Source organism: Tateyamaria rhodophyticola (assembly GCF_047777875.1).
GTDB lineage: Bacteria > Pseudomonadota > Alphaproteobacteria > Rhodobacterales > Rhodobacteraceae > Tateyamaria.
Map to the genome: position 1 here is coordinate 347436 of NZ_CP180519.1, position 26758 is coordinate 374193.

Below are 26758 nucleotides of genomic sequence, written 5' to 3' on the forward strand. Positions count from 1 at the left end.
GAATTCCAACTATTGGAACTGTAGGGGCCACGCGGGGCACAGGTCAACAGGTTTATCCCACCGAAGGGCGGGAATCGACCGGTCCCGGAGGGAGGAGAAACGATGAACAGCGCCGCCCCCCGCTCTGGCGAGGGAACGATTGGTAAAGCGTTGGATGTGCTCGATCTTGTCGCGGCACAGGAGCGGCCTGTGCGGTTCTCCGAACTGCTGGCGCTGTCATCGCACCCCAAGGCGACGCTGTACCGTCTGGTGCAGAACCTGACCCATCTCGGCATGCTGCGCTACGACGTGGACCGGCAGACCTATGCACCCGGTTTGCGCCTTGTGCGACTGGCCCACGCGGCATGGCGGCAAAGCTCGCTCGCGCCCATCGCACGGCCTCATATCGACACGCTCAGCCAGACGCTGGGCGAAACCGTGCACCTCGCGCAACTGGACGGCGGGCAGGTGCTCTATGTCGACAAGCGCAACGCCACCGACCCGATCGAGATGTTCAGCCAGGCGGGCAAGGTCGGCCCCGGCTATTGCACCGGCGTGGGCAAGGCGATGCTGGCGCATCTGGCCGAAGACCCGCTTGAGACGGCATTGGCGCAGCAGGCGTGGTTTGCCCACACCGCACACACCCACACCTGCGCCGAATCGCTGCGGACCGAGTTGCAGGACATCCGCGCCGACGGCGTGGCCTATGACCGGGAAGAGCATGAACCGGGCATTATCTGTGTCGCGGCACCGATTCTGTCGGACCTGGGGCGCGCCATCGGCGCGCTCAGCGTCACCACATCCACATCGCGGAAAACGCTCGACGATCTGTCCGAGCTTGCCCCGCATCTCAAGGCCACCGCGCGTGACATCGCCGTGGCCGCTGCCAACTGGCAGTTTCCAAGCCAATGAACCAAGGGGGAGAGACATGACCGGCGTGACACTCAACAAGGCGATCAAACGCTATGGCGCGACGCAGGTGATCCACGGCGTGGACCTGACCATCGAGGACGGCGAATTCTGCGTCTTTGTCGGCCCGTCGGGCTGCGGCAAATCCACGTTGCTGCGGATGATCGCAGGGTTGGAAGAAACCTCAGACGGCCAGATCCACATCGGCAGCCGCGACGTCACGCATATGGACCCCGCCGCGCGCGGTGTCGCGATGGTGTTCCAGACCTACGCCCTTTATCCGCATATGACGGTTGAGGAGAACATGGGCTTCGGGCTCAAGATGAACGGCGTCGACAAGGCCGAGATCAAGCGCAAGGTCGACGGCGCCTCCAAGATCCTCAAGCTGGACGACTACCTGCAACGCAAGCCCGCCGCCCTTTCGGGGGGTCAGCGTCAGCGTGTGGCGATTGGCCGTTCGATTGTGCGCGGGCCGGAGGTGTTCCTTTTTGACGAACCGCTGTCCAACCTCGACGCGGAATTGCGCGTGGACATGCGGGTGGAGATTGCGCGCCTGCACAAGGAACTGGGCACCACGATGATCTATGTGACCCACGATCAGGTCGAGGCGATGACGCTGGCCGACAAGATCGTGGTGCTGCGCGCCGGTCACATCGAACAGGTCGGCAGCCCGATGGATCTTTACAAGGATCCGGACAACAAGTTCGTCGCCGGGTTCATCGGCTCGCCCGCCATGAACTTTTTGCGCGGTGTGGTTTCGGGCGGCAACGTCACGGTGCCCGCCCTTGCGGACCGGTCGATTGCCACCTCTGTCGCCCTGCCCGCCGACGGCACGCAGGTCCTCGTGGGCATCCGCCCGCAGGACATGGACCTTGAGGCGACCGCTTCACCACTGACCCTCGATATCCGCGAACGTCTGGGCGGCGTGGCCTACGACTATCTCACCGCGCCCACCGGAGAACGGCTGATCATCGAGACCAAGGGGGATATGGCCATGGACGAGGGCACCGAGGTGCAGGTCACCTTTGACGACGCGAATGTGATGTTCTTCGACGCCGAGACCGAAGCGCGCCTGCGCTGACATACGCCTCTGCGTCCGCGTGTTTTTAAGCAGCTGTGAAAGCCCGCCTTTGTGCGGGCTTTTCTTTTGCTCACACGGTGGTCGGATGTGGTGTGGAAAAGTTTTTTCGACCTTGGGGATGCTTTCCCTCACACATCAAAGAATTGCAATATCTCTGTTCAGTCTTTGGATAAGTCACCCACTTATATCACTTCAAAACAAGCTGACTTATTCCCAGAAATTTATATCCACAGGTTATCCACAGCTGCATAACGCGTTGGAAAAAGCAAAAAAACCGACAGACCCCGCCCAAACCACTGCTCTCTCGTCGCCCTCAGTGTCAAAACACCGATCATCCGACCACCAACCGGGCCAGAGCGCGCGCGTACATGATTTTCGCCGTATAGTGCTTTGGAAAGGCGTCAGTTTCCGCCCTGCATCCGCAGGTATTCCATGATCGCAGGGCGCACATTCATGTCGCCCCGGTGCCGCGCATCCGCGATCACCTTGCGCACCTCATCAAGGTTGGAGCGCCGCAAAAGCGACTTCACCGGCCCAATCGACGCCGGCCGCATCGACAATGCCCGCAGCCCGATCGCCGCAAAACACAAGGCCTCCACGGGACGTCCGGCATCCTCACCACAGAAACTCAGTGGCGTGCCCGTCGCCTCGCACCGCTCCACAATCCGCTCGATAAAGCTCAGGAACGACACGTTCAGCGTATCGTAACGCCGCCGCACCCGCTCATTCTCCCGGTCCGCCGCAAAGAAGAACTGTTTCAGGTCGTTGCCGCCAATGGACAGGAACCCGACCTCTTCAAAGAATTTGTGCGGCGCAAAGGCGAGGCTGGGCGTTTCCAGCATCGCCCCCACCTCGATCCGTTCGGGCAGCACGTGGCCCAGTTTGCGCTCGCGGTCCATCGCCTTGTCCATCTCGGCGCGCGCCAGCGTATATTCCTCGTATTGCGCGATGAACGGAAACATCACCGTCAGCGGACGCCCGTTCGCCGCCCGGACCAGCGCCTGCAACTGCATGCGCATCACGCCCGGCTTGTCGAGGCCCACGCGGATCGCGCGCCAGCCAAGCGCCGGGTTCGGCTCGTCATTGGGCTTCATGTAAGGCAGCACCTTGTCCGACCCGATATCGAGCGTGCGGAACACCACCTTTTTGCCGCCCGCCGCGTCCAGCACCCGCGCATAAAGCGCCGACAATTCAGACCGGCGCGGCATTTGGTTGCGCACAAGGAACTGCAATTCCGTGCGGAACAGGCCCACCCCTTCGGCGCCCGACCCTTCGAGCGATGGCAAATCCGCCATCAGGCCTGCGTTCATATGCAGATCCACCACGTGGCCACAGGTCGTCTTGGCCGGTTTGTCCCGGATCGAAGCATAGCGTTCGGCCGCTGCCGCCTGCATCGCCATCTTGTCCCGGAAGGCCGCCACAACAGTGTCATCGGGCCGCAGGTGCACGATCCCCTGTTCGCCATCGACCAGCACGTGATCCCCATTCAGCGCCTCAAGCGTCGCCCGGTCTGCATGGACGATCAGCGGGATCGCCAGCGCCCGCGCCACGATGGCGGCGTGGCTGCCCACGGACCCCGCCTCGAGGATGATCCCCCGCAGCGAACGCCCGTAATCCAGCAGCTCCGCCGGACCGATATTGCGGGCCACGAGGATCGGGTCGGCGGGCATTTCGGCGCCCGTATCGGACCCCTGCCCCGTCAGGATGCGCAAAAGACGGTTCGACAGGTCATCCAGATCGCTCAACCGTTCGCGCAGGTAATTGTCCGTGGATTGACCCATGCGCGCACGGGCCAGCGATTGTTCCTTTTCCACCGCCGCCTCGGCGCTCAGACCGCGGCTGATGTCCTCCTGCATACGCCGCATCCAGCCCTTGGAATTGGCGAACATCCGGTAGGCTTCGAGCACTTCCTGCTGTTCCTTGTCGGATGCGAGGTCAAGCATCTTGTCCACGCCGACGCGCAATTCCTCGACAGCTTCGGTCAGGCGCTCCAGTTCACGGTGCGGATCATCCGCAATGGGATGGGTGACGACGACGCGCGGTTCGTGCAGCCAGATATGGCCCTCGGCCACGCCTTCCTGTGCCACCGTGCCACGCAGCATCGCGGGTTGGCTGTGCCGCGCGCCCATGCCGCCCGCATCGCCCACAAAGGCGCCCAGCTCTGTCATCTCGGCCAGCACCATGGCCACCACTTCGAGCGCATAGACCTCGTCGGAGGAAAACTCGCGCGCCTCCTTCGACTGCACCACCAGTACGCCAAGGCTCTCGCCCAGACGCTGGATCGGCACCCCGAGGAAGCTGGAATACACCTCTTCGCCGGTTTCCGGCATGAACCGGAACCCGCGCGCACTGGGCGCATCGGCGGTGTTCACGACCTGCCGTCTGCGCGCCACACGCCCCACCAGACCCTCGCCCAGACGCATCCGGGTCTGGTGCACGGCGTCCGGGTTCAATCCTTCGGTCGCACACAGCTCCAAAGTGTCCTCATCCCGAAACAGATAGATCGAGCAGACCTCGGACCCGATACTGTCCGCGATCAGATGGGTGATCTTGTCCAGACGCGCCTGCCCGGGGTCATCCCCGGCCATCGTGTCCCGCAAGCGCCCCAGCAGCTTGCGACTTTCTGTTTCAAGGCTTTCTGCCATTCTGGCCTGCTTCTCGCCATGCGTTGTGCCCCTGCGCTACCATATGCACGGATCAAGGGAAACGAAATCACGCCTAACCGCCGATATCGCCCGTCGCAATGCGCGTATCTTCGGCAAAGCGCTGCTCAAACTCGGACCCCGGCACTTCGGTGAGGGGCACATGATCGGGATAGCGGCGCAGCACCATATGTTCCACCTCTGAATGCGTGTCCGCGTCGTCGTTCTGACGTAACATAGGCCGGCCCGTCGAGCAGGCGTCGACAGGCAATCCAACAAACGATTTTTCGCTGGAACGACCTCTTTGATGGCGTCGGCCCAGGTAATGTCGGCCACCATACGCATATGAATGGATTGACGTTGGATCGGCTTCAATCGCTGGCTCCGACGTCTCGCGACCTGAGCCCCAACGGCCCCGCCTCCGGCCCACCAATGCCGATACCGCCCGACCCCGGCCCGGATGCATGAACGCCCGACGACGGCATTTTTCTCTGGCGCAAAATGCACAACCGCCTGGTCTTCCGCTTGCACAAACAGATTGATCGGCAACAGAGCGTCGGGCCCCGCCAATTTCCTGCAGAAGTCATCCATCACCCGGATATTCCCCGCCTAAGCACCTGTTTTCCCTGCGTGACTGAGCATCTTGAGCACAGTCCGCATGCGGCCGGTCCCCGTGACACGGCCTCCTGTTCAACCAATACACACGCAGCGCCACGGCGCGCTGACAAGGCGATCGCAGGTCATCACCATGAACACTTGCGCGCTCGCACAAACCGTCGCCACGCCGAACCAAAGCGCTGAACAGCGCCACCCACATCATTGACCGTACGCACGGGCTGTCTGACCACGACCTATCCACCGCACCGACGCGCCAATGAGACATGCCAACGCCATCATTCTCGTTACTGCTGGCCACACAAGTAGGAGAGACGCCATCAGTGTCGCAGCTTCACATGACCAGCGGGTCGTCGCCCCCGATTTGGCACAGGCGCTCGCCTTCCTGCGCATTTTGCGCAGGCTTTTTACCGGCGTGCCCTGCCCCTGCGTGACAATACTGCTGCGATGCGCCACCGGGGATGTCATGCGGCTCTGGCGCGCCCACGCCGTGATGCGCCAGCATCGCACGGACCGCGTTCGGATCCGCAGGCGGCCCCGAGTTCTGGTCCCAACCGGCGCATTGCACGACTTTGTCCTGTCCCCGCAAGCCGCCAATGACCGCACCGACCACGCCCCCTTCCTTCAACGACAAAGGTTCGGACAAAGGTCCCGCACCCGACACGCGAAAGCATCGCCGCCTTGAACTGCAAGGTGGCAATGCGCTCGAAGACCGCCATGCGCTCAAAAATCCGTGCATTCAGGTCGGCTGCGCCCAGCTCCACCGCGTGTTGGAGGTCCCGGATCTCAAGGACCAACTGCAAGTCCGCCTGCTCCGACCTGTCCGGGATCGCACGGTGCAGAAAACGCGTCGTCTACGCGCAATCCTTCCCGACCCGGTTCTCATCATGGATCAGCCGCCCGCCGGGCGGAAGTGATGACTGTCCGACCGACCGCAACGGCGACGCTCCCGTGCAGATCGCCGGCCACACCCCTGTGCCAACGCGCCCTGAAAACGGCTCCGGCGCCATGAGACGTCCGGCAACCATCTCACGCTGTTCTTTTCAGCAGCAAGGCAAAGGCACGCGCTTCAGGCGGCCTTGTCCAGATCAAACGCATCATGCAGCGCCTGCACGGCCAGCTCCATGTATTTGCGATCAATCAGCACGCTGATCTTGATCTCGGACGTGGTGATCACCTTGATGTTGATCCCTTCGGCGCTCAGGCACTGGAACATCTTGGCCGCCACACCGGTGTGGCTGCGCATGCCGATGCCCACGACGCTGACCTTGGCCACGTCCGTGTCGGCAATCAGCTCGGCAAAGTTGATGATGGTGCCATTGGCCTCCGCCATCGCCGCCTCGGCGCGCGCCACCTGATCGGTGGGGCAGGAAAAGGTCATGTCCGTGCGCCCCTCTTCCGAGATGTTCTGCACGATCATATCGACATTCACGCCCGCATCACTCAGCGCGCTGAAAATCGTCGCCGCAATTCCGGGACGGTCCGCCACGCTCACAAGCGTCATCTTCGCCTCATCCCGGCTATAGGCGACACCGGCAACCACTTTGCTTTCCACGACATCCTCCTCGGCGCACACCAACGTGCCCGCATCATCCGATTGTTCCTCGAAACTCGACAACACCCGCAAGCGCACCGAATAGCGCATCGCCAGCTCGACCGAGCGGGTCTGCAACACCTTCGCGCCCAGTGACGCCAGCTCCAGCATCTCCTCAAAGGCGATCCGGTCCAGTTTGCGCGCCTTCGGGCTCACCCGCGGGTCGGTGGTGTAAACCCCATCCACGTCCGTATAGATATCGCAGCGCTCCGCCTCGAACGCGGCGGCAAAGGCCACCGCCGTAGTGTCGCTGCCGCCCCGGCCCAGCGTGGTGATGCGCCCCTCGGGGCTGACGCCCTGAAAGCCCGCGACAACCGCAACCTTCATGCCTTCGGCAAACTTGGCGCTGATATTGTCTGTGGGGATCTCCTCGATCCGCGCCGCCGAATGCGCCGACGTGGTCCGCAGCGGCACCTGCCAACCCTGCCAGCTGCGCGCCGGCACGTCCATCTCCTGCAGGGTCAGCGCCATCAGCCCCGCCGTGACATTCTCACCCGACGACACAACCGCATCATATTCCCGCGCATCATACAGCGGCGAGGTTTCGTTCACCCACCCCACCAGCTCATTGGTCTTGCCCGACATGGCCGACACGATCACGATCACGTCATAGCCCTTGGCCACCTCAACACCCACCCGTTTGGCCGCCCGCCGAATGCGATCAAGCGTGGCAACGGACGTACCGCCGAATTTCATGACAAGAACGGGCATGGATCAAAGCCTCAGGGAAAAAGCGCCACCCGCCTCTACAAGGCCCCTCGCCCAAGTGCAAGCCGCTCCCAACCCCGTGTTTCTTCTGGCCGGAAATACCACGGGGGAGGGCCAGCGGCCCGGGGGCAGCGCCCCCTGAAAGATGGCGTCGCGCAGCGGCAACCGGATCACGTCACAGCGGGTGCACGCGCCCGTCCCATGTCTCGAAACAACCCGACGTCTCAAGGCCCAGCGCATCGAACCGCGCAACCAGACCGGCCACCGACTCGTCCGTCGATATGGCCGCCTCGGCACCGCCCATATCCGTGCGCACCCAGCCAGGGTGATAAATCCCCACCGCAATGCCTTCGGGACGCAGCGCCGCCGACAGGTTCAAGCCGAGGTTCAGCGCCGCGGCTTTGGACACACGGTAGATCAGCGATGTGCCCTTTGCCTGCGTGCTCGACCCCATCTGGGACGAGATGATCGCCACTTTCGGTGCCGCACTCAGCCGCAGGCTCGGCAGCAGGCTCTGCACCGTCAGGAACACACCCGTCACATTCGCCGCAAAGGTCTGCGACCACAGATCCGGCGCATAGCCGGTCTCAAGGTCTTCGCCCTTGTCCATGTAAACGCCCGCATTGCACACCAGCATATCCACCGCACGGCCCTCAAGCGCCTTGGCCATGGCGCTGTGATCCGCAGGCTGCGTGACGTCCAGCGTCATTTGCGCCCCCGCAGACCGCCCCGTGCCGGTCACATCGTGGCCTGCCCCGCGGTAATGCTCGGCCAGCCCCGCGCCGATGCCACGCGTGGCACCCGTGATAACAATATGCATGATGTTCAGTTCGCTTTTCGTGTGGGAATGAACGGCAGGGGGGCCACCGGCACCCCGTCCTCGATCAGGGACTTTGCCTCTTCGGGCTTGGCCTCGCCATAGATCGGGCGATCCGGTTGATCGCCCAGATACTGCGCCCGCGCTTCCTTGGCGAAATTGCCACCGACATAGGTGGCATTGGCCTCGACCTCTTCGCGCATCCGGGCGAGCGCTGCGGATGCGTCATCCGCCTGCGGCGCCTCTGCCGGGGCGGCGTCCGCTGCCTTGCGCGCCGTCTTGACCGGCGGGGCCATCAGCGCCTTTGACACTTGGGCAGATCCACACGCCGCGCAGGTCACATGTCCCGCCGCACGCAAACTGTCATAGGCCGACGCGCTGGCAAACCAGCTTTCGAACCCATGGCCCTTTTCACATTTCAAAGCGTATTTGATCATTACCCGACGAAGATAAGCACGCCCGCGCAAATGGCAATCGGACAAATCGCGCGGCTCAGTGCCACGCCCTGGGGTCAAAGTCGCGCAGGATCCGCGCCAACTCGGGCTCTCCGACCATGGCGGCGGCTTTCTTGCGGCTGACCCATTTCCGTTTGCGCTGGCCCGCCTCGGGAAAATCTTTCTTCAGCGCCTTCACACGCACCGGATAGACCATCGCCACGCAGGGCAACCCGTCCTCGGGCCCCGTGATCTTGGTATAGGCATAAAGACCCAAAGGCCGCTGTTCCGCATGACCCACAACGCCGGCCTCTTCCCAAGCCTCCTGCGCCGCACTCTCCGACGGTGTCTTGCCGTCAATCGGCCATCCCTTGGGCAGGATCCACCGACCAGACCGGCGCGACGTGATCAAAAGCACCTGAACCTTGTTCGCCTTGATGCGGTAGCACAGCGCCGCAAACTGCGTCCGAACGTCAGATTTCTGCGCCTTGCCATAGGTCAGCGGCAATTGCTTGATCATCGGGGCGGTCACAATCCATCTCCGTTATTCTTCTTCAACTTAGGCGATATGGCCCAAAATTACCAGTTTCCTGTGTATTCCCAACAGGATCGGCACAACACATGATGCATTTGTGCCAAGATGTGGCGTCTTTCCGGCTTGAGCCTCAAGGCCCGATCACCGTACCGTTGCGCGATGAAAAGGCTTCTCTGGATCAACGGCTTGGCCGCACTGGCGCTCTGGATGGCAACGACCATCGCAGGGGCGGCGGAGCCGGTCCGCGTCTTTGCCGCCGCCAGCCTGCAAGGGCCTCTGGACCGCGTCGCGGACACCTGGCCCGGCGGTGCCACGATCAGTTACGCAGGCTCCGGCACCATCGCGCGCCAGATTGATCTGGGCGCACCCGCAGACGTCATCATGCTGGCCAGCCCCGACTGGATGCGCTGGCTGCGGGACCGCGGCGCCCTCGCGGGCGATCCGGTTGACATCATTTCGAACCGTTTGGTCATCATCGGCCCGTCGGACGCCGCCCCCTTGCCTGACCTCACCGCCCCTGCCCTTCGGACACGTCTTGGCGACAGCCGTCTGGCCATGGGCCAGCACCGCGCCGTGCCCGCAGGCCTCTATGCCGCCGCCTGGATGCGAAATGCCGGCCTTTGGGACGCGCTCGCACCGCATCTTGCCGAAACGGAGAATGTGCGCGCGGCCCTGGCACTCGTCGCCCGGGGCGAAGCGCCCCTTGGCATCGTCTATGCCAGTGACGCTGCCGCCAGCGCGGCGGTGCGCGTTCTCTATACCGTGCCTGCGGACGCGCATCCGCCCATCCGCTATCCGGCGGCGGCCATCACGCCGCAGGGCGCGGCCTTTGTCGCGCATCTGGCCAAGCACGCGGACCAGTTTGTCGCCGCCGGGTTCACGGACCTGCCGCGATGATGGATCCCGCCGGTTGGGACGCGCTGCGGCTGTCGCTGCTGGTTGGTGTCACCGCCACACTGCTTGGCGTGCCGCTGGCCACGTGGGTCGCGTGGCTGCTGGCGCGCGGGTCGTTTCGGGGCAAGGGCGTGCTCAACGCGCTGGTGCACCTGCCGCTGGTACTGCCGCCGGTCGTCACGGGCTACCTGCTGCTGCTGACCTTTGGGCGCACGGGGCCTGTGGGGCAATTTCTGGAACAGACCTTTGGCCTCGTGCTTGCCTTCCGCTGGACTGGCGCAGCACTTGCCGCACTTGTCATGGCGTTCCCCTTGATGGTGCGCGCCATCCGTCTCGCCATCGAAGCGGTGGACCCAAAGCTCGAAGCAGCCGCCCGCACATTGGGCGCGCCGGGATGGGCCATGTTTCGCACCGTCACCCTGCCCCTGATCCTGCCGGGCATATTGGCCGGGGCCGTCATGGGCTTTGCCAAGGCCATCGGCGAATTCGGCGCCACGATCACCTTTGTCGCCAACATCCCCGGCGAGACCCAGACGCTGCCCTCCGCCATCTATGCCCTGCTGCAGGTGCCAGGTGGTGAAAGTGCGGCGGCCATTCTGGTCCTGTGGGCCTGTGTCATCGCACTTGGGGCGGTCGCCCTTTCGGAATGGCTGGCGCGGCGTGTCGCGGCGCGGATTGCGGGGACGTCATGAGCCTGCACGTCACCTTGCACCACCGGTTTGACGGCTTCACCCTCGACGCGGCGTTCGATGCGGGACCGGGCGTGACCGCCCTCTTTGGCCGGTCGGGCGCGGGCAAGACAACGGTGGTCAATGCCGTCGCGGGCTTGATGCGCGCGGACAAAAGCACGATCCGCCTGAATGACACGGTGTTCGACGCAGCCAGCACCCACGTGCCGCCGCACAAACGCCGCATCGGGTATGTGTTTCAGGACGCACGCCTGTTTCCGCATCTGAGCGTGGCGCAAAATCTCGACTATGCCACACGATTTGGCGCGCGCGGCGCGGACCGGGCACAGATCATCGACCTTCTGGGCCTTGGCGACCTGTTGGACCGCGCGCCCGCCACGCTCTCCGGGGGCCAGAAACAGAGGGTCGCTCTGGGCCGCGCCCTTCTCAGCGATCCGCAGCTTTTGCTGATGGACGAACCGCTGGCCGCCCTCGACGCCCCGCGCAAGGCCGAAATCCTGCCCTATCTCGAACGGCTCAAGGCCGAGAGCCGCGTGCCCATCCTCTATGTCAGCCACGCGCTCGACGAGGTGGCGCGTATCGCGGACGAGATCGTCGTGCTGGACGCAGGCCGCGTGCGCGCCCATGGCCCGGTCGACACGGTGTTAGCCGATCCGACGCTGATTCCGCTTTTTGGTGTGCGAGAGGCCGGTGCGATCCTGCCCGCCACCGTGATGGCACAGGAGGCGGACGGGCTGACCCGCCTGTCCACATCGGCGGGCGATCTGCACCTGATGGGGGTGTTGGCGCGCACCGGTGCGCGCATCCGGCTGCGGGTGCTGGCGCAGGATGTGATGCTGTCGCGCACGCGGCCCGAAGGGTTGAGCGCGCTCAATATCCTGCCTGTGACGATCGACACCATTTTCCGCGGCGATGGCCCCGGCGTGGCGATCCGCCTGCGCGCGGGCGAGGACATATTGCTGGCCCGGATCACGGCCCGCGCCCTCGGTCAGATGTCGCTCGAAGAAGGGCAAAGCGTCTTTGCCGTGCTCAAGGCGTCGTCGGTTGCCCCTACCGCGATTTCCGGGGCACAGACAGCGCAGACCTGAGGCGCTCCACCGCCTCGTCCGGCGGAATATCCGCCTCGATCGCCAAACGGCGCAAACCGAAATGCACATGGGCAATGTCGGTGTAGTAATTCACATAGGCATAGTTCGTGGCCGCCCCCGCCGCAGCGCCCAGCACCGGCACCGTCTGTGCCGCCAGCTTTTGCCCCATGGCGGCGGCCAGTCGCGGGGCGACACGGGTGATCAACGCCTGCAACGCGGCCCCAGACAGGGCCGTGCGCGCCGACATGAACCCGAAATCCGCCCCATCATCATGGGCCAGCGGACCCGCCGCCGAAAACACCTGCACACAGTCGAACCGGACCGAGTCTGCCTTGGGATCGAACCCGTGTTCCACCGCAACCCCTTCGATCACCCGCAACAGCATCGCCGTGGTCAGCGGCAGCTCTGCCAGCGCCGTAGGCAGACCGCCGAACCCGCCCGCAGCCCCCATGGCCGAGCTGACCACACGGTTCATCCACGGCGCCTGATCCGGCACCAGATCCCGTGACCGGCTGGCCACGGACAGCGCCTGCACGAGCGCCATTTGCGTAGCTTGGCCCAGCTGATCCTGCACATCCCGCGGGAGCCGGTCGATCAACCCGTCAACCTGCGCCCCGAGGATGTTCAAAAGCTGAATGCCAAATCCGCCCGCCGCGTCATGGCGCTGCGCCAACCGCAGGATTTCGGTATCTGGATCCATGGCAAGCGGGGGCAGGATGATCTCTGTCATGCCCTCAAAATGGGCGCGGGCTGCGTCCGTTTCAATCTGCGCGGGTCACTTTGCCCGCAATGCCGTCCCACGCGCCCGGCGTCAGCGCGCGCCCCAGAACGCGGGCCGGGTTGGTGGGGGGCGGCATTTCGACCCCGTCCAACCGGTCGAACCCGAACCGCGCATAATAGGGCGCGTCGCCCACCAGCATCACCCGGTCCCAGGCCCGCGCCTCTGCCACGGACAGCGTCTCGCGCATGAGCGCACCGCCCAACCCCTCGCCCTGCCGCGTCGGGTGCACCGCAATGGGCCCGAGGAGCAGCGCCCCCGCATCGCCAACGCGCACTGGCCAGAACCGGATCGCCCCTGCCAGAATCCCCCCGCATCCCGCGCGACATAGCTCAGGTCGGCCACGGGCGGCACGTCATCGCGCAGGCGGTAGGACGACAACGCCTCGCGACCCGGTGCAAAACATAAGTCATACAGGGCCTCGACCTCCCACCAATCCTCCGGCGTCTCGGGCATGAGGGTGTACATGGTGCGCTCTTGTGGTCTGGGGTCGTCTCGGGCTGGCCCCCGCCCTATCATGCGGGTAAGTCACGCGCAAACATGCCGAGGAGTCCCCGATGTTCTACCGCCCCGCTGATGGTCACGGCCTGCCGCACAATCCGTTCAATGCCATCGTCACGCCCCGCCCCATCGGCTGGATCTCGACGCGGGGGCCGGATGGGCGCGACAACCTCGCCCCCTATTCCTTCTTCAACGGCGTCGCCTATGTGCCGCCGCAGGTCATGTTCGCCTCCACCGGGGCCAAGGACGACCGCGACGGCACCAAGGACAGCGTGGCCAACCTGCGCGACACCGGCGTGTTCTGCGTCAACGTCGTGGAAGAGGCCGCCAAGGACCGCATGAACCAGACCTCGGGGCCCTGGGACGCCGACACCGATGAATTCACCCTGGCTGACATCACCAAGGCGGAGTGTTCCGAGATCAACTGCGCCCGCGTGGCCGATGCGCCCGCATCGCTCGAATGCCGCGTCACCCAGATTGTCGCGATCGAGGGCGTGTCGAACTTCGTGGTGTTCGGAGAGGTCGTCGGCGTGCACCTGCGCGACAATTGCCTGCGCGACGGCATCTTTGACATTCTCACCTACAAGCCGCTCACCCGCCTTGGCTACCGCGACTATTCGGTGATCACGGAGCGGTTCAGCCTCAAGCGCCCCGGCGAATGACCTTTCCCGACGCCAGCCGCGCATATCCCGTGACCCTGCCGGACGGGTCATCGCATCCAGGCACCGTTTTCCTGAACCAGGTCGTCGACCACCCCGGTTGGGCGGTGGGCGATTACAGCTATGCCTCCGATTTCGATCCGCCCGCCGATTGGGCCAGCCGCCTTGCCCCCTATCTCTTTGACGGACCTGTGAACCTGCGGATCGGGCGGTACTGCCAGATTGCTCACGGGGTGCGGTTCATCACGTCGGGGGCCAATCATGCAATGGACGGTCTGACGACCTTTCCCTTCCCCATCTTCGATCCCGCACAGATCGGCACCTACCGTCCCGACACCCGCGAAACGGTGATTGGTCACGATGTGTGGCTGGGCCACGGCGCGATGGTGTGCCCGGGCGCGCGGATCGGCAACGGCGTGATTGTCGGTGCCGGTGCCGTGGTGCGCGGTGTCGTGCCCGACTTTGCCATTATCACAGGCAATCCGGCCCAGATCGCACGCATGCGCTTTGACGCCGACACCATCGCGGAATTACAGCGGATCGCATGGTGGCACTGGCCCGCGGACAAGGTCGCGCGGGCGGTACCTGCCCTGCTGGCGCAGGACGTGGGCATGTTGAGGACCCTCTGACGTTAGGCTCTTGGCTGCGACGTCAGAAGAAAGTCCTGATACTCCATGCCGGAAAAATAAAAGTCATAACATTCGACCTCGGTGCGGATGCGACCATCCGCATAGACGATGGAAATGGACTTCTGCGTGTTGAGCGAAAACTCTTCCGCCACCCAAAACGTAAACGCATCCGCCGATGTCGACACCAAACCATCGGCACCGGTCGCAGGCTTGCGCACCACGCTCGGACGGATCGGGTTCCAACGGAACCCAAACATCTGGACACAGGCATGTGCGATCTTGCCCACATGCCATTCAAGCTGCTGGTCATAGAAGAACCTGGCAGAAAACTCGACCTTGTCCTTGTCATATTCCAGCACGTTGACCTGATCATCCCAGTTCTCGGGGATCGGCCCCAGATCGAACCGCGTTTGCCGCGCCATCACACACCGTCCACGCGATTGATGAATTCGGTTGGCGCCCAGCGCCCCGTAAACCATTCCTTTTTGTCGCTGTAGCCGCGCAGATGTGGTTGGAACGGCATCGGGTCCACTGTCGAAAGCAACCCGATATGTGTGGCCCAGCGATATGCAATGCGCGAGCCAACCATTGTCGCGCGGTCGCAATCGGTGATCGTGTCGTTGTTTTGGAACAATCGAAAATCGGTGAAATTTACGCCGTGGCAGTAGTATTTGTGGTGCAGGTGTTGATCCGACCGATTGAGTGTGCGGATATCGCGGCTGCCCGGTCCCATCGACGCAGAACCGCGGTTAAAGTTGAAGTAGTATTGCCCGAACACATTGTTCATCAGATACGGCATCGTGCCGCCATGCGGTGTGCAGGTCGTGTAAAGCCGCGCAAAGGGCATCCCTTCGAGCACCATCTGCCGCGCCACAAGTCCCCCCATCGAGTAGGCAACGATGATCGTCTTGGACAGATCGTAATTGGTCCAACCCTTGAATATCCGAGCCAGTTTCTTGCCGCCATCCTTGAACGTCTCAAAGGTGTCATAGGATGCGACGACCGAGGTGTAGCCTTGCTTTGCAAGGCGTTGCTTCAGTTTGTCGAAGAAAAGCTGATAGTCGGCGTAACGACCCGCATTGGCCTCATCCTGCGTGAACGGATGACGCCCAAACGGGTTGAAACCGTGCAGCAGGATAGCAAGCTTGCCACTGCCTTGCGACGTAAGATCCGTATCATCGATCTTGCTGACCCACGGCTCCATGATCTCGTCATCATCGAACCATTGCGGCGCGTCTTGCGCCTCCATCTCGGTCAGGTCGGTTACGTCAATCCCATTTACTTCGGCAAAATATTTATAGTCGTCAAAGGTTTGCACAAAACCACTCCATTTTTAAAAAACAACTTCAAAAAAATAATGGAGGCATGCCTACCGGACCCACGCCCGGCAAGGCAACAGTCTTAACCAGACTGTGCAGTATGGTGCCACACGCAACGCGTGCAGCACCAAGGCGCGCTTTAGTGACCGCCCAGAATGCCGGTGCGCACGCCGTAATCTGTCGCGATCTCGTAATCGGGGTCGTCGTCGCTGTCCACGATCAGATGCCCGGCCTTTGTCAGCAGCTTGTGACAGTCGCGCGTCAGGTGCCGCAGCTGAACCCGCTTGCCCGCCTCTTCGTATTTCTGCGCCACCGCTTCAACCGCCTGCAGCGCGGATTGGTCCACCAGCCGGCTGTCGGCGAAATCAATGATCACCTCGCGCGGGTCGGTATCCACCTTGAACATCTCGACAAAACCGGAGGCCGAGCCAAAGAACAGCGGCCCCTGCACCTGATAGACCCGCGCGCCTTCGGGCGTTTCGTAGGTCTTGGCGTGGATGCGCCGCGCGTTGTTCCACGCATAGGCCAGCGCCGACACGATCACGCCCACGACCACCGCCACGGCAAGGTCTTCGAGCACGGTGACAACCGTCACCAGCACGATCACAAACGCATCCGTCAACGGCACCTTGCGCAGGATCTTGAGCGAGTTCCACGCGAATGTCCCGATCACCACCATGAACATCACACCGACCAGCGCGGCCAGCGGAATAAGCTCAATGATCGACGATCCCACGAGGATGAACGCCAGCAAAAACAGCGCCGCCGCCACACCCGCAATCCGCGTCCGCCCACCGGATTTCACGTTGATCATCGACTGCCCGATCATGGCACAGCCACCCATGCCGCCAAAGAAGCCCGTGGCCGTGTTGGCGACGCCTTGGGCGATGCATTCCTGTGACGCACCACCGCGCTGCCCGGTCAGATCACCGACAAGGTTCAGAGTCAGAAGGCTCTCGATCAAACCAATCGCGGCAAGGATCACCGCATAGGGCAGGATGATCTCGAACGTCTCCCATGTCAGCGGCACCATCGGAATGTGAAACGGCGGCAACCCGCCTTCGATACTGGCCAGATCGCCCACGCGCGGCACATCAAGGCCAAAGCCAATCACAATCGCCGCGACAATCCCGATGCCCGCGAGCGGCGCAGGGATCGCCTTGGTCACACGCGGCGCCGCCCAGATGATCGCCATGGTCAGCGCCACCAGCCCCAGCATCATCGCCATCGGCACACCCGACAACCACTCGCCCCCGCCGAGGCCATGCCCGGTGTTTTCCATCGTACCCGGCACCTTGAACTGGCTCATCTGCGCCAGGAAAATCACAATGGCGAGGCCATTCACAAAGCCCAGCATCACCGGATGCGGCACAAGGCGGATGAACTTGCCCCACTGCATCACACCTGCAAAAATCTGCAACAGCCCCATCAGCACCACGGTCGCAAAGAGGTATTCCACCCCGTGCTGCGCCACCAGCGCCACCATCACAACGGCCAGCGCACCCGTGGCCCCGGAAATCATACCCGGCCGCCCGCCAAAGAGCGCCGTGATCAAACCCACCATGAACGCCGCATAAAGCCCAACGAGCGGATGCACCCCCGCTACAAAGGCAAAGGCCACCGCCTCCGGCACCAACGCCAGCGCCACAGTCAACCCGGACAGCAAATCCGTCTTGATCTGACCTGGGGTCAGCTTCACATCGCCAGGCGCGATGGAAAAATCCCCAAACCGGGTCGATTTGCGGCGATTGGAAAGGGTGGCGAAGTCGAAAAGGGCCATATGGGGATCCGTCTGCTTGGCACGTATTTGCGCGACCGGTCGCGCTTAGCGGATCATGCATCGAAACACCACCCGCCGCAGGCCGTCACCTGCATTGCGCCCCGCTCATAGCAGACCGGTCAGGGGTTGCACGGTATTTATCGGTATGCGGCAAATTCACTGGCCAACCCGCCCGCGCCTGATACAGTTTTCGCGGGATACGGGAGAGACCATATGGCAGTGCTGCGCACATGGGCGGATGTAGAAGCCTATGACGGTGGACCGACCACAGCCGAGTGGAAGCTGATCAAGGCCTGCAAGGCGGGCCAGCGCTGCGTACTGGGGCACGGCACGCGGCCCGACGGTCCATCCGACGCCCATACCGTCCGCGCCGACATCTTGCGCTACCTGCTGTTGGGCGGCTGCGACACGTGCCCGGTGGACGGTCGCGGCACACGGCTGATCGGGGCGTACATCACCGGGGACCTGAACCTCAACTTTTCCGTGGCCCACGGTGCGACGGGGCTGGAGAACTGTCACTTTGCCAACCGGTTCAAGAGCGTTCAGACGCGGTTTGTCATTGTGAACCTGAGCGGCAGCAAGCTCAACGGGTGGATGACCCAAGGCGCAAAGGTCGAGGGCGGCGTCTTTCTGCGCGACAGCGACAGTGACGGTCTGCTGGATTTCAACGGTATTTCCATTGGCGGGCTGTTGATTTGCGAAGGCGCGCGCCTGCGGGCCGCGGATGGGTATGCGATGTCCGCCTATGACGCGCGGATCACCGGCGCGATCATCCTGCATCCGCGCACCGAACGCGAACGACAAAACATCGAACGTCCATTCCACAGCACGGGCGAGTTGCGCCTGAACGGCGCGACCATCGGTGGCCTCTACGCCAACGGCACGACCCTTGTGGCCACATCAACCGGCCAGACGCTGTCTCTGGGCGGGGCGACGGTAAACGGTTCGGTGCGTCTCGACGGGTGCAGCAGCACCGGCGAAATGCTGATTGCGGGGTCGCGCATTTCGGGGCGGCTCACTTGCGAACGCATGACACTGGAAAATGACAACGGGCACGCCTTCAATGCGCAGGCGGTGCGCGTCGATCACGCTTTTGTCTGGAAAAAAGTCAACCACGTCTCTGGCGCGATCAGCCTCAATGGTGCGCATGTGGCCGAACTCAATGACGACCCCGAAAACTGGCCCGACCGGGATAACCTGTTCCTCGACGGGTTTACCTATGACCGGATCAAGGGGACCGTCTCCACCTCGCCCGCCCGCATGGATTGGCTCAAGGCGGGCAGCTATTTCGGGGACGAATTCCGACCCCAACCCTATTCGCAATATGCCAAATTCCTGCGCGACACCGGCCATGATGAGGACGCCCGCCGCGTTCTCTATACGCGCGAACGCCTGCGCCGCGCCTCGGCCCGTGCGCAGTTGCGCGCCTCCGGCGACACCTTTGCCGGGCCAAAGAACCTTTGGTCGCTGTTCTGGGGGTTTCTGCTGCGCATGGTGGTGGGGTACGGCCACTACCCGTTCCGCAGTGTCGCGGCCCTTGCCGTGTTGATCACCCTTGCCATCCTGCCCGCCCATTTTGCGTGGGAAGAAGGCAGCTTTGCCCCCAACGCCGCCCCTGTCGCCGTGTCCGACGCGTGGACGGAATTTGCGCGCACCGAGGACAAACCGGCCGCCGTCTGGGCCGGGGACGTGGTGCCCAAAGGGTCGACGATGACCCCGCCAGAATGGCGTGCCATGGCACCGGGCCGTGATTGGGAGACGTTCAACCGCTATGCCTATGGGTTCGACGTGGTGATCCCGATCATCGATTTCGGCCAGACGGATGCCTGGGCACCGTCCACCACACGCGGACCCATCGGGTGGCATCTGTGGTGGGCGCGGTGGGTTCTCAGCGTCATGGGCTGGATCGTCACAGCCCTCGGTGCCGCCGCCATCACCGGGATCATCCGCCGCGAATAGCGGCAGCGGTGTATGACAAACCGGTGTACGGGCAGTGCACAGGCTGTGCACACCTTGTGCACGCCGATTTTGCCTGCTTTAGTCACCACCAAACACCAGCACGAGGCCCCCATGACCCAGACCAAAATCGCCGTGATTGGCGGCTCCGGCATCTATGACATCGAGGGGCTTGAAGGGGCGGAATGGGTGAGCGTCGACACGCCTTGGGGCGCGCCATCCGACGCGATCCTGAGCGGGGTGCTGGGCGGTGTCGACATGCTGTTTCTGCCCCGTCACGGGCGCGGGCACGTCCATTCGCCCACCACCGTGCCCTACCGTGCCAATATCGACGCGCTCAAGCGTCTTGGCGCGACGGATGTCATCTCTGTCTCGGCCTGCGGCAGTTTCCGCGAAGAGATGGCGCCGGGCGATTTTGTCATTGTAGATCAATTCATTGACCGCACATTTGCACGCGAGAAATCCTTTTTCGGGACGGGATGTGTGGCCCATGTGAGCGTCGCGCACCCGACCTGTCCGCGGCTGGGTGACGCCTGCCACAGCGCCGCGCAGGACGCAGGGATCACCGTCCACAAGGGCGGCACGTATCTTGCCATGGAGGGCCCGCAATTCTCGACACTGGCGGAATCGAAGATGTATCGCGACAGCTGGGGCGCGGACGTCATTGGCATGACCAACATGCCCGAAGCGAAACTCGCCCGCGAGGCCGAGCTGTGCTATGCCTCCGTGGCGATGATCACCGATTACGACAGCTGGCATCCCGATCATGGCGAAGTGGATGTTACGCAGATTATTCAGACACTTATGGGAAACGCGGATAAGGCGCGCGACCTAGTGCGCCGCTTGCCCGCGCTGCTGGGGGCGAACCGCGCGCCCTGCCCACATGGCTGCGACCGCGCGCTGGAATACGCCATCATCACCGCACCCGAAGCGCGCGACCCGAGCGTGATGGCGCGGCTCGATGCGGTGGCAGGCCGGGTGTTGTGACCCGCCTCCGGCTGGCCTTCTGCTGCTGGCTGCTCTGCGCCGGTGTCGCGCAGTCACAGGAATACATCACCACCCAAGGCCCCCTGTCCGACGACGCGTTCTACCGCCTGGTATCCTGCGCGGCCCCGCCGGGCGGCGCGTGCCAGAAGGACGTCGTGCGGTGGGCCCCGCGCAAGGCGCGCAACCTGACCGTCGGCATCACGCGCATCGACGACCGTTTCCCCAACCGCAATGCCGCCCGCATCCGCACCGCCATGACCCAGGCCGCGCGCGAGATCACGGACCTGAATGCAGGTGTCGCGATCACGACCACGACCCGCAATCCGGACATCTCGGTGCTGCTCCTTGACCACCCCGAGCACACGCCCCTGCAAGGCACCGGTATCGCCGGGCTTGACGGCAACATGATTGAGGCGGCCTATGTCCATATCTGGTGGAACGGTCGCAAGCAGATCACGCGCGGCGTCATCGTGTTCACGCCCCATGTGGCGCTGGACGGCATCACGTCCGTCATGCTCGAAGAGTTGACCCAAAGCCTTGGCCTGCTGACGGATATCCGCAATCCAGACTACCGGCACAGTTCGATCTTCTCGCAGGACAGCAATCAGGTCACAGTGCTCCGCGGGCAGGACGCCATGGCGGTGCGCACCCACTACGCAAGATAAGGATCCCCCCCACATGCCCTTCGACCTCTGGCTGACCTTTGTCATCGCCTCGACCGCCCTGCTGGTCATCCCCGGCCCCACACTCATGATGGTGCTGAGCTATGCCGTGACCCAAGGCCGCCGTGTCGCCGTCGCATCCGCGCTTGGCGTGGCGACGGGCGATCTCATTGCGATGACGCTCTCGGTCATCGGGCTGGGCGCGATCTTTCTGACCTCGGCACTGGCCTTTACCATGCTGAAATGGATCGGTGCCGCCTATCTGGTCTATCTCGGCCTCAAGATGCTCTGGAGCGCGCGCACGCCTGCCCAGACCACCCTGATGAGCAAGCCGGACGGCCAGCGGGCGGGCAAGGTGTTTCGCGATCTCACCACGGTCACGGCCCTGAACCCGAAATCCAACACGTTCTTCGTGGCCTTCGTGCCGCAGTTCATTGACCCGACCACCGCCTTTGCCCCACAGGCCGCGATCCTTATTGCCACGTTTGTCACCATCGCCGGCCTCAACGCGTTGATCTTTGCGCTGGCCGCCAACGCCATGCGCGCCCGTATCACCCGCCCCACCGTCCAGATGTGGTTGACCCGCGCCGGTGGCGCCACTCTGGTCGGCATGGGCCTGCTGACCGCATCGCTTCGGAGAGCCACATGAAAACTGTTCAGGATTACATCCGCACCATCGTCGATTTCCCCCATGAAGGGATCATGTTCCGCGATGTGACCACGCTTTTTGCGGACCCGCGCGGGTTCCGCATGGCGATTGACCAGATGCTGCACCCTTACGCGGGCCTGCAAATCGACAAGGTGGTGGGGCTGGAGGCGCGCGGCTTCATCCTGGGTGGCGCCATCGCGCACCAGCTTTCGGTGGGATTCGTGCCGATCCGCAAGAAGGGCAAGCTGCCCGGGGCCACGATCAGCCAGGCCTACACGCTCGAATACGGTGAGGCCGTGGTCGAAGTGCATGACGACGCCATCGCGCCGGGTGAAAAGATCCTGCTGGTGGATGATCTGTTGGCCACGGGCGGCACGGCAGAGGCCGGGATCAAACTGGTGGAACGACTGGGGGGCGAGATCATCTCTTGCGCCTTTGTGATTGACCTGCCGGAGCTGGGCGGGCGCAAGAAGCTTGAGGCGCTCGGCATGGAGGTGCAGGCGCTCTGTGCCTTTGACGGGCTTTAAAGCAGAAACACAAAAACCTGAATCACGTCACCCTGCCTGAAATCCAAGATTTCAACGGGTTACGTGATACATGATGGTGCAGGTGATATGTATTTCGCTTTAAGTGCGCGCGCGCAACACCGCGCCGGGGTTCATGATCCCATGCGGGTCGAGCGCGTCCTTGATCGCGCGCATCGCCGCCAGTTTCGCAGAATCGCTATAGCGTTCGAGGTCTTCGACCTTGAGCCGCCCGACCCCGTGCTCGGCGCTCACTGATCCGCCCAGCTCGTGCACCAGATCATGCACCACACGCTTGATCGTGCCCCGGTCGTCCATGTGATCGTCCCGCGTTTTGCCGGGCGCCGAGAACACGTTGTAGTGCAGGTTGCCGTCGCCCACATGACCAAAGCAGTTGATGCGGAATGCCCCCACTGCGGCGATGCGCGGCCCGGCCATGGCGATGAAATCGGGGATTGCCCCCAGCGGCACGGAAATGTCGTGCGAGCTGACCGACCCGATGCGGCGGTTGGCCTCCGGGATCGTCTCGCGCACGGTCCAGAAGGCCGCCGCCTGTGCGGCGTTCTGGGCCACCAGCCCGTCTTGCGACAGACCGTGTTCCACCGCCGCAACATACAGTTCGGCAAGCGCATCTTGCGGGTCGAGACCGGCGGGCAAGCCCACGTCGATCAACACCGACCACTCCGGCGTGTCCGTCCACGGGTTGACCACGTCCGGCAGGGTTTCGGCCAGAAAATCAAAGCCCTGCCTGTGGATCAGCTCAAACGCGCTAATCCCGTCGCCCAAGTGATCGCGCGCCAGTGACAAAAGGTGCAGCGCCGCCTCCGGCCCCGCGACCTGAAACAGGGCGGTGCCCTCCCGTGCCGGGCGCGGGTGCAGCTTTAACGCCGCCGCCGTGATGATCCCCAACGTGCCCTCGGCCCCGATCAGCAGGTGGCGCAGGTCATAGCCCGTGTTGTTTTTGCGCAGACGGCTCAACCCGTTCAGGATCGACCCATCCGGCATCACCGCCTCAAGGCCCAGGCACAGATCGCGCGCATTGCCATAGCGCAGCACGCCCGTGCCGCCTGCATTCGTGCTGAGATTGCCGCCGATGCGCGCGCTGCCTTCGGCGGCCAGCGACAGGGCAAAGAGCCGGTCGTGCTGCGCGGCGGCCGCCTGCACGTCCGCCAGAATGGCACCCGCCTGCGCCACCAGCACATTTTCACTGGGATAGACGTCAAGGATCGCGGTCATCCGCTCCAGCGACAGGATCAACGGGCGCGGCCCGTCCGGTGCCACCTGCCCGCCCACAAGGCCCGTGCCGCCACCATAGGGCACGACCGGCACCCGGTGCTCGGCCGCCACGCGCACCAATGCCGCCACCTCTTCGGTGCTGCGCGGCAGGGCCAGCAATCCGGCCTGCCCCGCATACCGCCCGCGCGGTTCCTCGAGATAGCGCGCCGCGGCATCGGCAAAACGGTCGGCGGGCAACGCGGCGCGAAACGCCGCCTCACGATCCGGAGTGATGGGGTTCAACATATGCGCTGCCTCTGCTGTGCCTGAACGCCCGTGTGCCATGGCCCCGACGTCTGGGCAATGCGCCTATTCCGGCGTCTCGCGCAGCCACGCCGGGCGCAGCACCATGATCGTCGGACGGCCAGGCAGCCGGTCGAGCGAGACGTCGAGCGCGGGGCCACCCACCTCGACCACCTGAAATTCTTCGCGCATGCCGGTCAGGAACTGATCCAGCGTGAATTCCCCGAACCAGTGCATCGGGATCACGATGGACGATTTCAGCCGCCCGATGATGCGCATCATCGTCGGCATATCGACCGTCATGCCGCCATCCACAGCGGCCATCACCACATCAAGCCTGCCGATGGCCGCATATTGTTCGTCCGTGGGTTCGTGATGCAGATGGCCCAGATGCCCGATGCACAGGCCCGCCATCTCGAACACAAAGATCGAATTGCCGTTTGGCTCGACGCCGGACCATTGCGACCGGATGTCGGTGGACACGTTGCGGATCAGAACTTCGCCCAGATCGACGCGGTGATCGATACCCTCGCCAAAGTCCCCCCATCCCGGCAACACGTGCGGGATCGCCGGGTCGGGAAAGGCGGTCCAATGCGTCTCATGCGCGTGGTTCATCGTCACCACATCCGGGATCATCGGCACATTGCCGACAAAGCCCGTGAAATCGGTCACCATGTTCAACCCGCCTGCCGACCGGATCAGGAACGACGCGTGGGCAATATAGTGGATGCGCACCGTCTCATCCGCCACATCGGCGTCATAGCTGGCGCGATGGACAAACGTCCCGTCCGGGATTGCATCGGCCAACGCGATGCAGTGGCTGGGGGTCCGGCTCTGGGCCCATGCGGGCGCGCTGGCCAGCAGGGCAAGGCAAAGGAGAATCAGGCGCATGAGCCAAGGATAGGGCGCGCAGCGGCTTTGCCAAAATGCAGCCGGCCAAAAACCTCTATCCCGCGTCGGTTTTGCCCCGCCGGTCCATGCGCAGTGCCGCATAAAGAACATGGGTGCGCCATCTGCCATCAATCTGCAAATAGCTCTGCGCGACGCCTTCGTACTTGAACCCGCATGTTTCGAGCAGCGCGCGGGACGCCGCGTTTTCAGGCAGGCACGCAGCCTCGATCCGGCTCAGGTCCAGCCGGGTGAAGGTATAGTGCACAAGCGCAAGGATCGCCTCGCGCATATATCCCTGCCGCGCATGCGCCGCCCCGGTCCAGTAGCCCAGCGTGCCCGCCTGCGCCGGACCGCGGCGGATATTGTCGAGCGTGATCGCCCCCAGAAGGGCGTCGTCGCTGCGCCGGAACAGGAACAGCGGCACCGCTGTACCTGAGGCTACGGACCGCTGCGCCCAGTACACCCGATTGGTGAACGCCTTGCGCGTCAAGTGATCACTGGCCCAGCTTGGCTCCCACGGGATCAGGTGGTCCGCGCTGGCGGCACGCAGGGCAGCCCAGCTGCGGAAATCGGAATGCGTGGGCGGGCGCAGCGTCATGCGCTCCGTCTCGATCCGCAATTTCCGTTTGGCCAGCAACATCAGGCGGCGCGCTGCTCCTGCAATCGGGACAGGTCAGGAGCCGCCGCAATCGGCCCGTAAAGTGCCAGCGCCATGGGCGCCTGCGCCGCCATCTGCCCGGCAAAGGCCCGCACGTCCGCCGCCGTCACCGCGTCAATCCGTTCGACCGTTTCAGCCAGGGGCGGCACGCGGTCCCAGATCTGCACCAGCCGCGCCAGCCGTTCAGCGCGGTTCGACGGGCTTTCCAGCCCCATCAGCAGCCCGGCCTTCATCTGTGCGCGCGCCCGCTCCACCTCGGCATCGTTCATGTCATCGGCGGCGCGCTTCATTTCGTCCACGGTGATGCCTGCCAGCTCCGCCACCTGATCCTGCGATGTGCCCGCATAAATCGTGGTCATGCCCGTATCGGCATAAGCCCCCGCTTGGGCAAAGATCGAATAGCACAGGCCGCGGTTTTCGCGGATTTCCTGAAACAGGCGGCTCGACATGCCGCCGCCAAGCGCGCTGGCATAGATCTGCGCGGTATATATCGCATCGTCGCGGTAACCCGGGCTTTCGAAAGCCAGCGCAAAATGCGCCTGTTCCAGCGCCTTTTCGCGCCGCACCTCACCGCCCTGAAACCGGGCGGTGTCGGCCACGGCCACGGGGCGCGGGCGCAGATGGCCAAACGCCGCTTCGGCCAGTTTCACGATGGCATCGTGATCCACCGCACCCGCGGCGGACAGGATCATCTGTTCCGGGCCGTAATGCTGCGCGGTGAACCGGGCCAGATCGTCCCGCTGAAACGCTGACACACGCTCGGACGGGCCGAGGATGGTGCGTCCCAAGGGCTGGCCGGGATAGGCCTGTTCCTGCAACCAGTCAAAGATCACATCGTCGGGTGTATCCAGCGCCTGCCCGATTTCCTGCAGGATCACGCCGCGCTCCACCTCGATCTCGTTCTGATCAAAGACCGGGTTGAGCAGGATATCCGACAGCACGTCCAGCGCCAGCGGCACATCCGCCTGCAAAACCCGCGCGTAGTAGGCCGTGACCTCGCGGCTGGTATAGGCGTTGATGTATCCACCCACATCCTCAATCGCTTCGGCAATCTGAAGCGCGCTGCGCCGTTCGGTGCCCTTGAACGCCATATGTTCGAGGAAATGCGCGATGCCGTTTTGCTCGGGTGCCTCGTGCCGTGCCCCTGCGCCCACCCATATCCCAATGGACGCCGAGGCGAGGCCCGGCATGTGTTCGGTGACGATGCGAAAGCCGTTGGGCAGGCGGTGGGTCTGGGTGGTCAATGCGGTCTCGCTTGGTTG

Annotated in this window: 28 protein-coding genes and 1 pseudogene; 13 read left to right on the forward strand and 16 right to left on the reverse strand. The window is 63.6% G+C overall.

Annotated elements, in window-relative coordinates; translation table 11 throughout:
- The first annotated feature begins 102 nt into the window (after positions 1-102).
- Together ACERHN_RS03025 and ACERHN_RS03030 are read left to right on the forward strand one after the other, a co-directional pair.
- Positions 103-891, forward strand: a complete 789-nt coding sequence (locus ACERHN_RS03025) for an IclR family transcriptional regulator (protein WP_415921169.1) — start codon at positions 103-105, stop codon at positions 889-891.
- A gap of 16 nt (positions 892-907) precedes the next feature.
- Positions 908-1969, forward strand: a complete 1062-nt coding sequence (locus ACERHN_RS03030) for an ABC transporter ATP-binding protein (RefSeq protein ID WP_415921170.1) — start codon at positions 908-910, stop codon at positions 1967-1969.
- A 401-nt stretch (positions 1970-2370) separates the two neighbouring features.
- Here the strand turns inward: ACERHN_RS03030 and ptsP are convergent, their stop codons facing one another.
- The 3 genes from ptsP to ACERHN_RS03045 form a co-directional block, all read right to left on the reverse strand.
- Entirely contained in the window at positions 2371-4614 is a 2244-nt protein-coding gene (ptsP, locus tag ACERHN_RS03035; RefSeq protein WP_415921171.1) for a phosphoenolpyruvate--protein phosphotransferase, read from the reverse strand.
- Positions 4615-4687: 73 nt separating this feature from the next.
- A complete protein-coding gene (locus ACERHN_RS03040) occupies positions 4688-4849 on the reverse strand; it encodes a hypothetical protein (protein ID WP_415921172.1) in 162 nt (53 codons plus the stop codon).
- Between the two features lie 711 nt (positions 4850-5560).
- Positions 5561-5839 (reverse strand): hypothetical protein, encoded by a 279-nt coding sequence (locus ACERHN_RS03045; protein ID WP_415921173.1) that lies wholly within the window; start codon positions 5837-5839, stop codon positions 5561-5563.
- On the opposite strand from ACERHN_RS03045, the gene ACERHN_RS03050 reads away from it, so the two are divergent.
- Positions 5823-6143, forward strand: coding sequence for a hypothetical protein (locus tag ACERHN_RS03050; RefSeq protein WP_415921174.1), 321 nt, complete (start codon positions 5823-5825; stop codon positions 6141-6143). The two genes, ACERHN_RS03045 and ACERHN_RS03050, sit on opposite strands and share 17 nt — an antisense overlap.
- Positions 6144-6295: 152 nt before the next feature.
- Here ACERHN_RS03050 and ACERHN_RS03055 read toward each other — a convergent pair whose 3' ends face one another.
- The 4 genes from ACERHN_RS03055 to ACERHN_RS03070 all read right to left on the reverse strand — a co-directional run bounded on the left by ACERHN_RS03055 (position 6296) and on the right by ACERHN_RS03070 (position 9299).
- Entirely contained in the window at positions 6296-7531 is a 1236-nt protein-coding gene (locus ACERHN_RS03055) for an aspartate kinase (protein WP_415921175.1), read from the reverse strand.
- Between the two features lie 172 nt (positions 7532-7703).
- Positions 7704-8348, reverse strand: a complete 645-nt coding sequence (locus ACERHN_RS03060) for an SDR family NAD(P)-dependent oxidoreductase (protein ID WP_415921176.1) — start codon at positions 8346-8348, stop codon at positions 7704-7706.
- A 5-nt stretch (positions 8349-8353) separates the two neighbouring features.
- Positions 8354-8782 (reverse strand): DUF1178 family protein, encoded by a 429-nt coding sequence (locus ACERHN_RS03065; protein ID WP_415921177.1) that lies wholly within the window; start codon positions 8780-8782, stop codon positions 8354-8356.
- 55 nt (positions 8783-8837) lie between these two features.
- Positions 8838-9299 carry an NUDIX hydrolase gene (locus tag ACERHN_RS03070; protein ID WP_415921178.1) on the reverse strand — a complete coding sequence of 154 codons (462 nt, stop codon included), beginning with the start codon at positions 9297-9299 and terminating at the stop codon, positions 8838-8840.
- Between the two features lie 174 nt (positions 9300-9473).
- Between ACERHN_RS03070 and modA the strand changes: the two genes are divergently transcribed.
- From modA to modC, 3 genes are read left to right on the forward strand one after another with little or no spacing between them, the layout of a single operon-like run.
- Positions 9474-10211: a molybdate ABC transporter substrate-binding protein gene (modA, locus tag ACERHN_RS03075; RefSeq protein ID WP_415921179.1), complete on the forward strand. Its 738-nt coding sequence runs from the start codon at positions 9474-9476 to the stop codon at positions 10209-10211.
- Positions 10208-10900, forward strand: coding sequence for a molybdate ABC transporter permease subunit (modB, locus tag ACERHN_RS03080; RefSeq protein WP_415921180.1), 693 nt, complete (start codon positions 10208-10210; stop codon positions 10898-10900). Before modA ends, modB begins: the two co-directional genes overlap by 4 nt.
- Positions 10897-11985, forward strand: a complete 1089-nt coding sequence (gene modC, locus ACERHN_RS03085; RefSeq protein ID WP_415921181.1) for a molybdenum ABC transporter ATP-binding protein — start codon at positions 10897-10899, stop codon at positions 11983-11985. Before modB ends, modC begins: the two co-directional genes overlap by 4 nt.
- On the opposite strand, the gene ACERHN_RS03090 is transcribed toward modC, so the two are convergent.
- Entirely contained in the window at positions 11948-12715 is a 768-nt protein-coding gene (locus ACERHN_RS03090; protein WP_415921182.1) for an EcsC family protein, read from the reverse strand. The genes modC and ACERHN_RS03090 overlap by 38 nt on opposite strands.
- 31 nt (positions 12716-12746) lie before the next feature.
- Positions 12747-13231: pseudogene (locus ACERHN_RS03095) on the reverse strand (GNAT family N-acetyltransferase).
- Between the two features lie 89 nt (positions 13232-13320).
- On the opposite strand from ACERHN_RS03095, the gene ACERHN_RS03100 reads away from it, so the two are divergent.
- Positions 13321-13926: a flavin reductase family protein gene (locus ACERHN_RS03100; protein WP_415921183.1), complete on the forward strand. Its 606-nt coding sequence runs from the start codon at positions 13321-13323 to the stop codon at positions 13924-13926.
- On the forward strand, positions 13923-14552 hold the full coding sequence (locus ACERHN_RS03105) for a CatB-related O-acetyltransferase (RefSeq protein ID WP_415921184.1): 630 nt from the start codon (positions 13923-13925) through the stop codon (positions 14550-14552). Before ACERHN_RS03100 ends, ACERHN_RS03105 begins: the two co-directional genes overlap by 4 nt.
- 2 nt (positions 14553-14554) lie before the next feature.
- On the opposite strand, the gene ACERHN_RS03110 is transcribed toward ACERHN_RS03105, so the two are convergent.
- From ACERHN_RS03110 to ACERHN_RS03120, 3 genes are all read right to left on the reverse strand, one after another.
- Positions 14555-14974, reverse strand: coding sequence for a hypothetical protein (locus ACERHN_RS03110; protein WP_415921185.1), 420 nt, complete (start codon positions 14972-14974; stop codon positions 14555-14557).
- Entirely contained in the window at positions 14974-15870 is an 897-nt protein-coding gene (locus ACERHN_RS03115; protein WP_415921186.1) for an esterase/lipase family protein, read from the reverse strand. Before ACERHN_RS03115 ends, ACERHN_RS03110 begins: the two co-directional genes overlap by 1 nt.
- A gap of 140 nt (positions 15871-16010) precedes the next feature.
- Positions 16011-17651 (reverse strand): SulP family inorganic anion transporter, encoded by a 1641-nt coding sequence (locus ACERHN_RS03120; protein WP_415921187.1) that lies wholly within the window; start codon positions 17649-17651, stop codon positions 16011-16013.
- A 213-nt stretch (positions 17652-17864) separates the two neighbouring features.
- Between ACERHN_RS03120 and ACERHN_RS03125 the strand changes: the two genes are divergently transcribed.
- From ACERHN_RS03125 to ACERHN_RS03145, 5 genes are all read left to right on the forward strand, one after another.
- Entirely contained in the window at positions 17865-19610 is a 1746-nt protein-coding gene (locus ACERHN_RS03125) for a hypothetical protein (protein WP_415921188.1), read from the forward strand.
- 111 nt (positions 19611-19721) lie between these two features.
- Positions 19722-20594 carry an S-methyl-5'-thioadenosine phosphorylase gene (locus ACERHN_RS03130; protein ID WP_415921189.1) on the forward strand — a complete coding sequence of 291 codons (873 nt, stop codon included), beginning with the start codon at positions 19722-19724 and terminating at the stop codon, positions 20592-20594.
- Positions 20591-21259, forward strand: coding sequence for a DUF2927 domain-containing protein (locus tag ACERHN_RS03135; RefSeq protein ID WP_415921190.1), 669 nt, complete (start codon positions 20591-20593; stop codon positions 21257-21259). The genes ACERHN_RS03130 and ACERHN_RS03135 overlap by 4 nt, the downstream gene beginning before the upstream one ends.
- Positions 21260-21272: 13 nt before the next feature.
- Positions 21273-21905 carry a LysE family translocator gene (locus ACERHN_RS03140; protein WP_415921191.1) on the forward strand — a complete coding sequence of 211 codons (633 nt, stop codon included), beginning with the start codon at positions 21273-21275 and terminating at the stop codon, positions 21903-21905.
- Positions 21902-22432 (forward strand): adenine phosphoribosyltransferase, encoded by a 531-nt coding sequence (locus tag ACERHN_RS03145; RefSeq protein WP_415921192.1) that lies wholly within the window; start codon positions 21902-21904, stop codon positions 22430-22432. The genes ACERHN_RS03140 and ACERHN_RS03145 overlap by 4 nt, the downstream gene beginning before the upstream one ends.
- A 99-nt stretch (positions 22433-22531) precedes the next feature.
- On the opposite strand, the gene ACERHN_RS03150 is transcribed toward ACERHN_RS03145, so the two are convergent.
- From ACERHN_RS03150 to ACERHN_RS03165, 4 genes are all read right to left on the reverse strand, one after another.
- Positions 22532-23950 (reverse strand): FAD-binding oxidoreductase, encoded by a 1419-nt coding sequence (locus ACERHN_RS03150; RefSeq protein WP_415921193.1) that lies wholly within the window; start codon positions 23948-23950, stop codon positions 22532-22534.
- Positions 23951-24013: 63 nt separating this feature from the next.
- A complete protein-coding gene (locus tag ACERHN_RS03155; RefSeq protein WP_415921194.1) occupies positions 24014-24838 on the reverse strand; it encodes an MBL fold metallo-hydrolase in 825 nt (274 codons plus the stop codon).
- 55 nt (positions 24839-24893) lie between these two features.
- Positions 24894-25478, reverse strand: a complete 585-nt coding sequence (locus tag ACERHN_RS03160; protein ID WP_415921195.1) for a GNAT family N-acetyltransferase — start codon at positions 25476-25478, stop codon at positions 24894-24896.
- On the reverse strand, positions 25478-26740 hold the full coding sequence (locus ACERHN_RS03165; RefSeq protein ID WP_415921196.1) for a M16 family metallopeptidase: 1263 nt from the start codon (positions 26738-26740) through the stop codon (positions 25478-25480). Before ACERHN_RS03165 ends, ACERHN_RS03160 begins: the two co-directional genes overlap by 1 nt.
- Positions 26741-26758 lie beyond the last annotated feature (18 nt).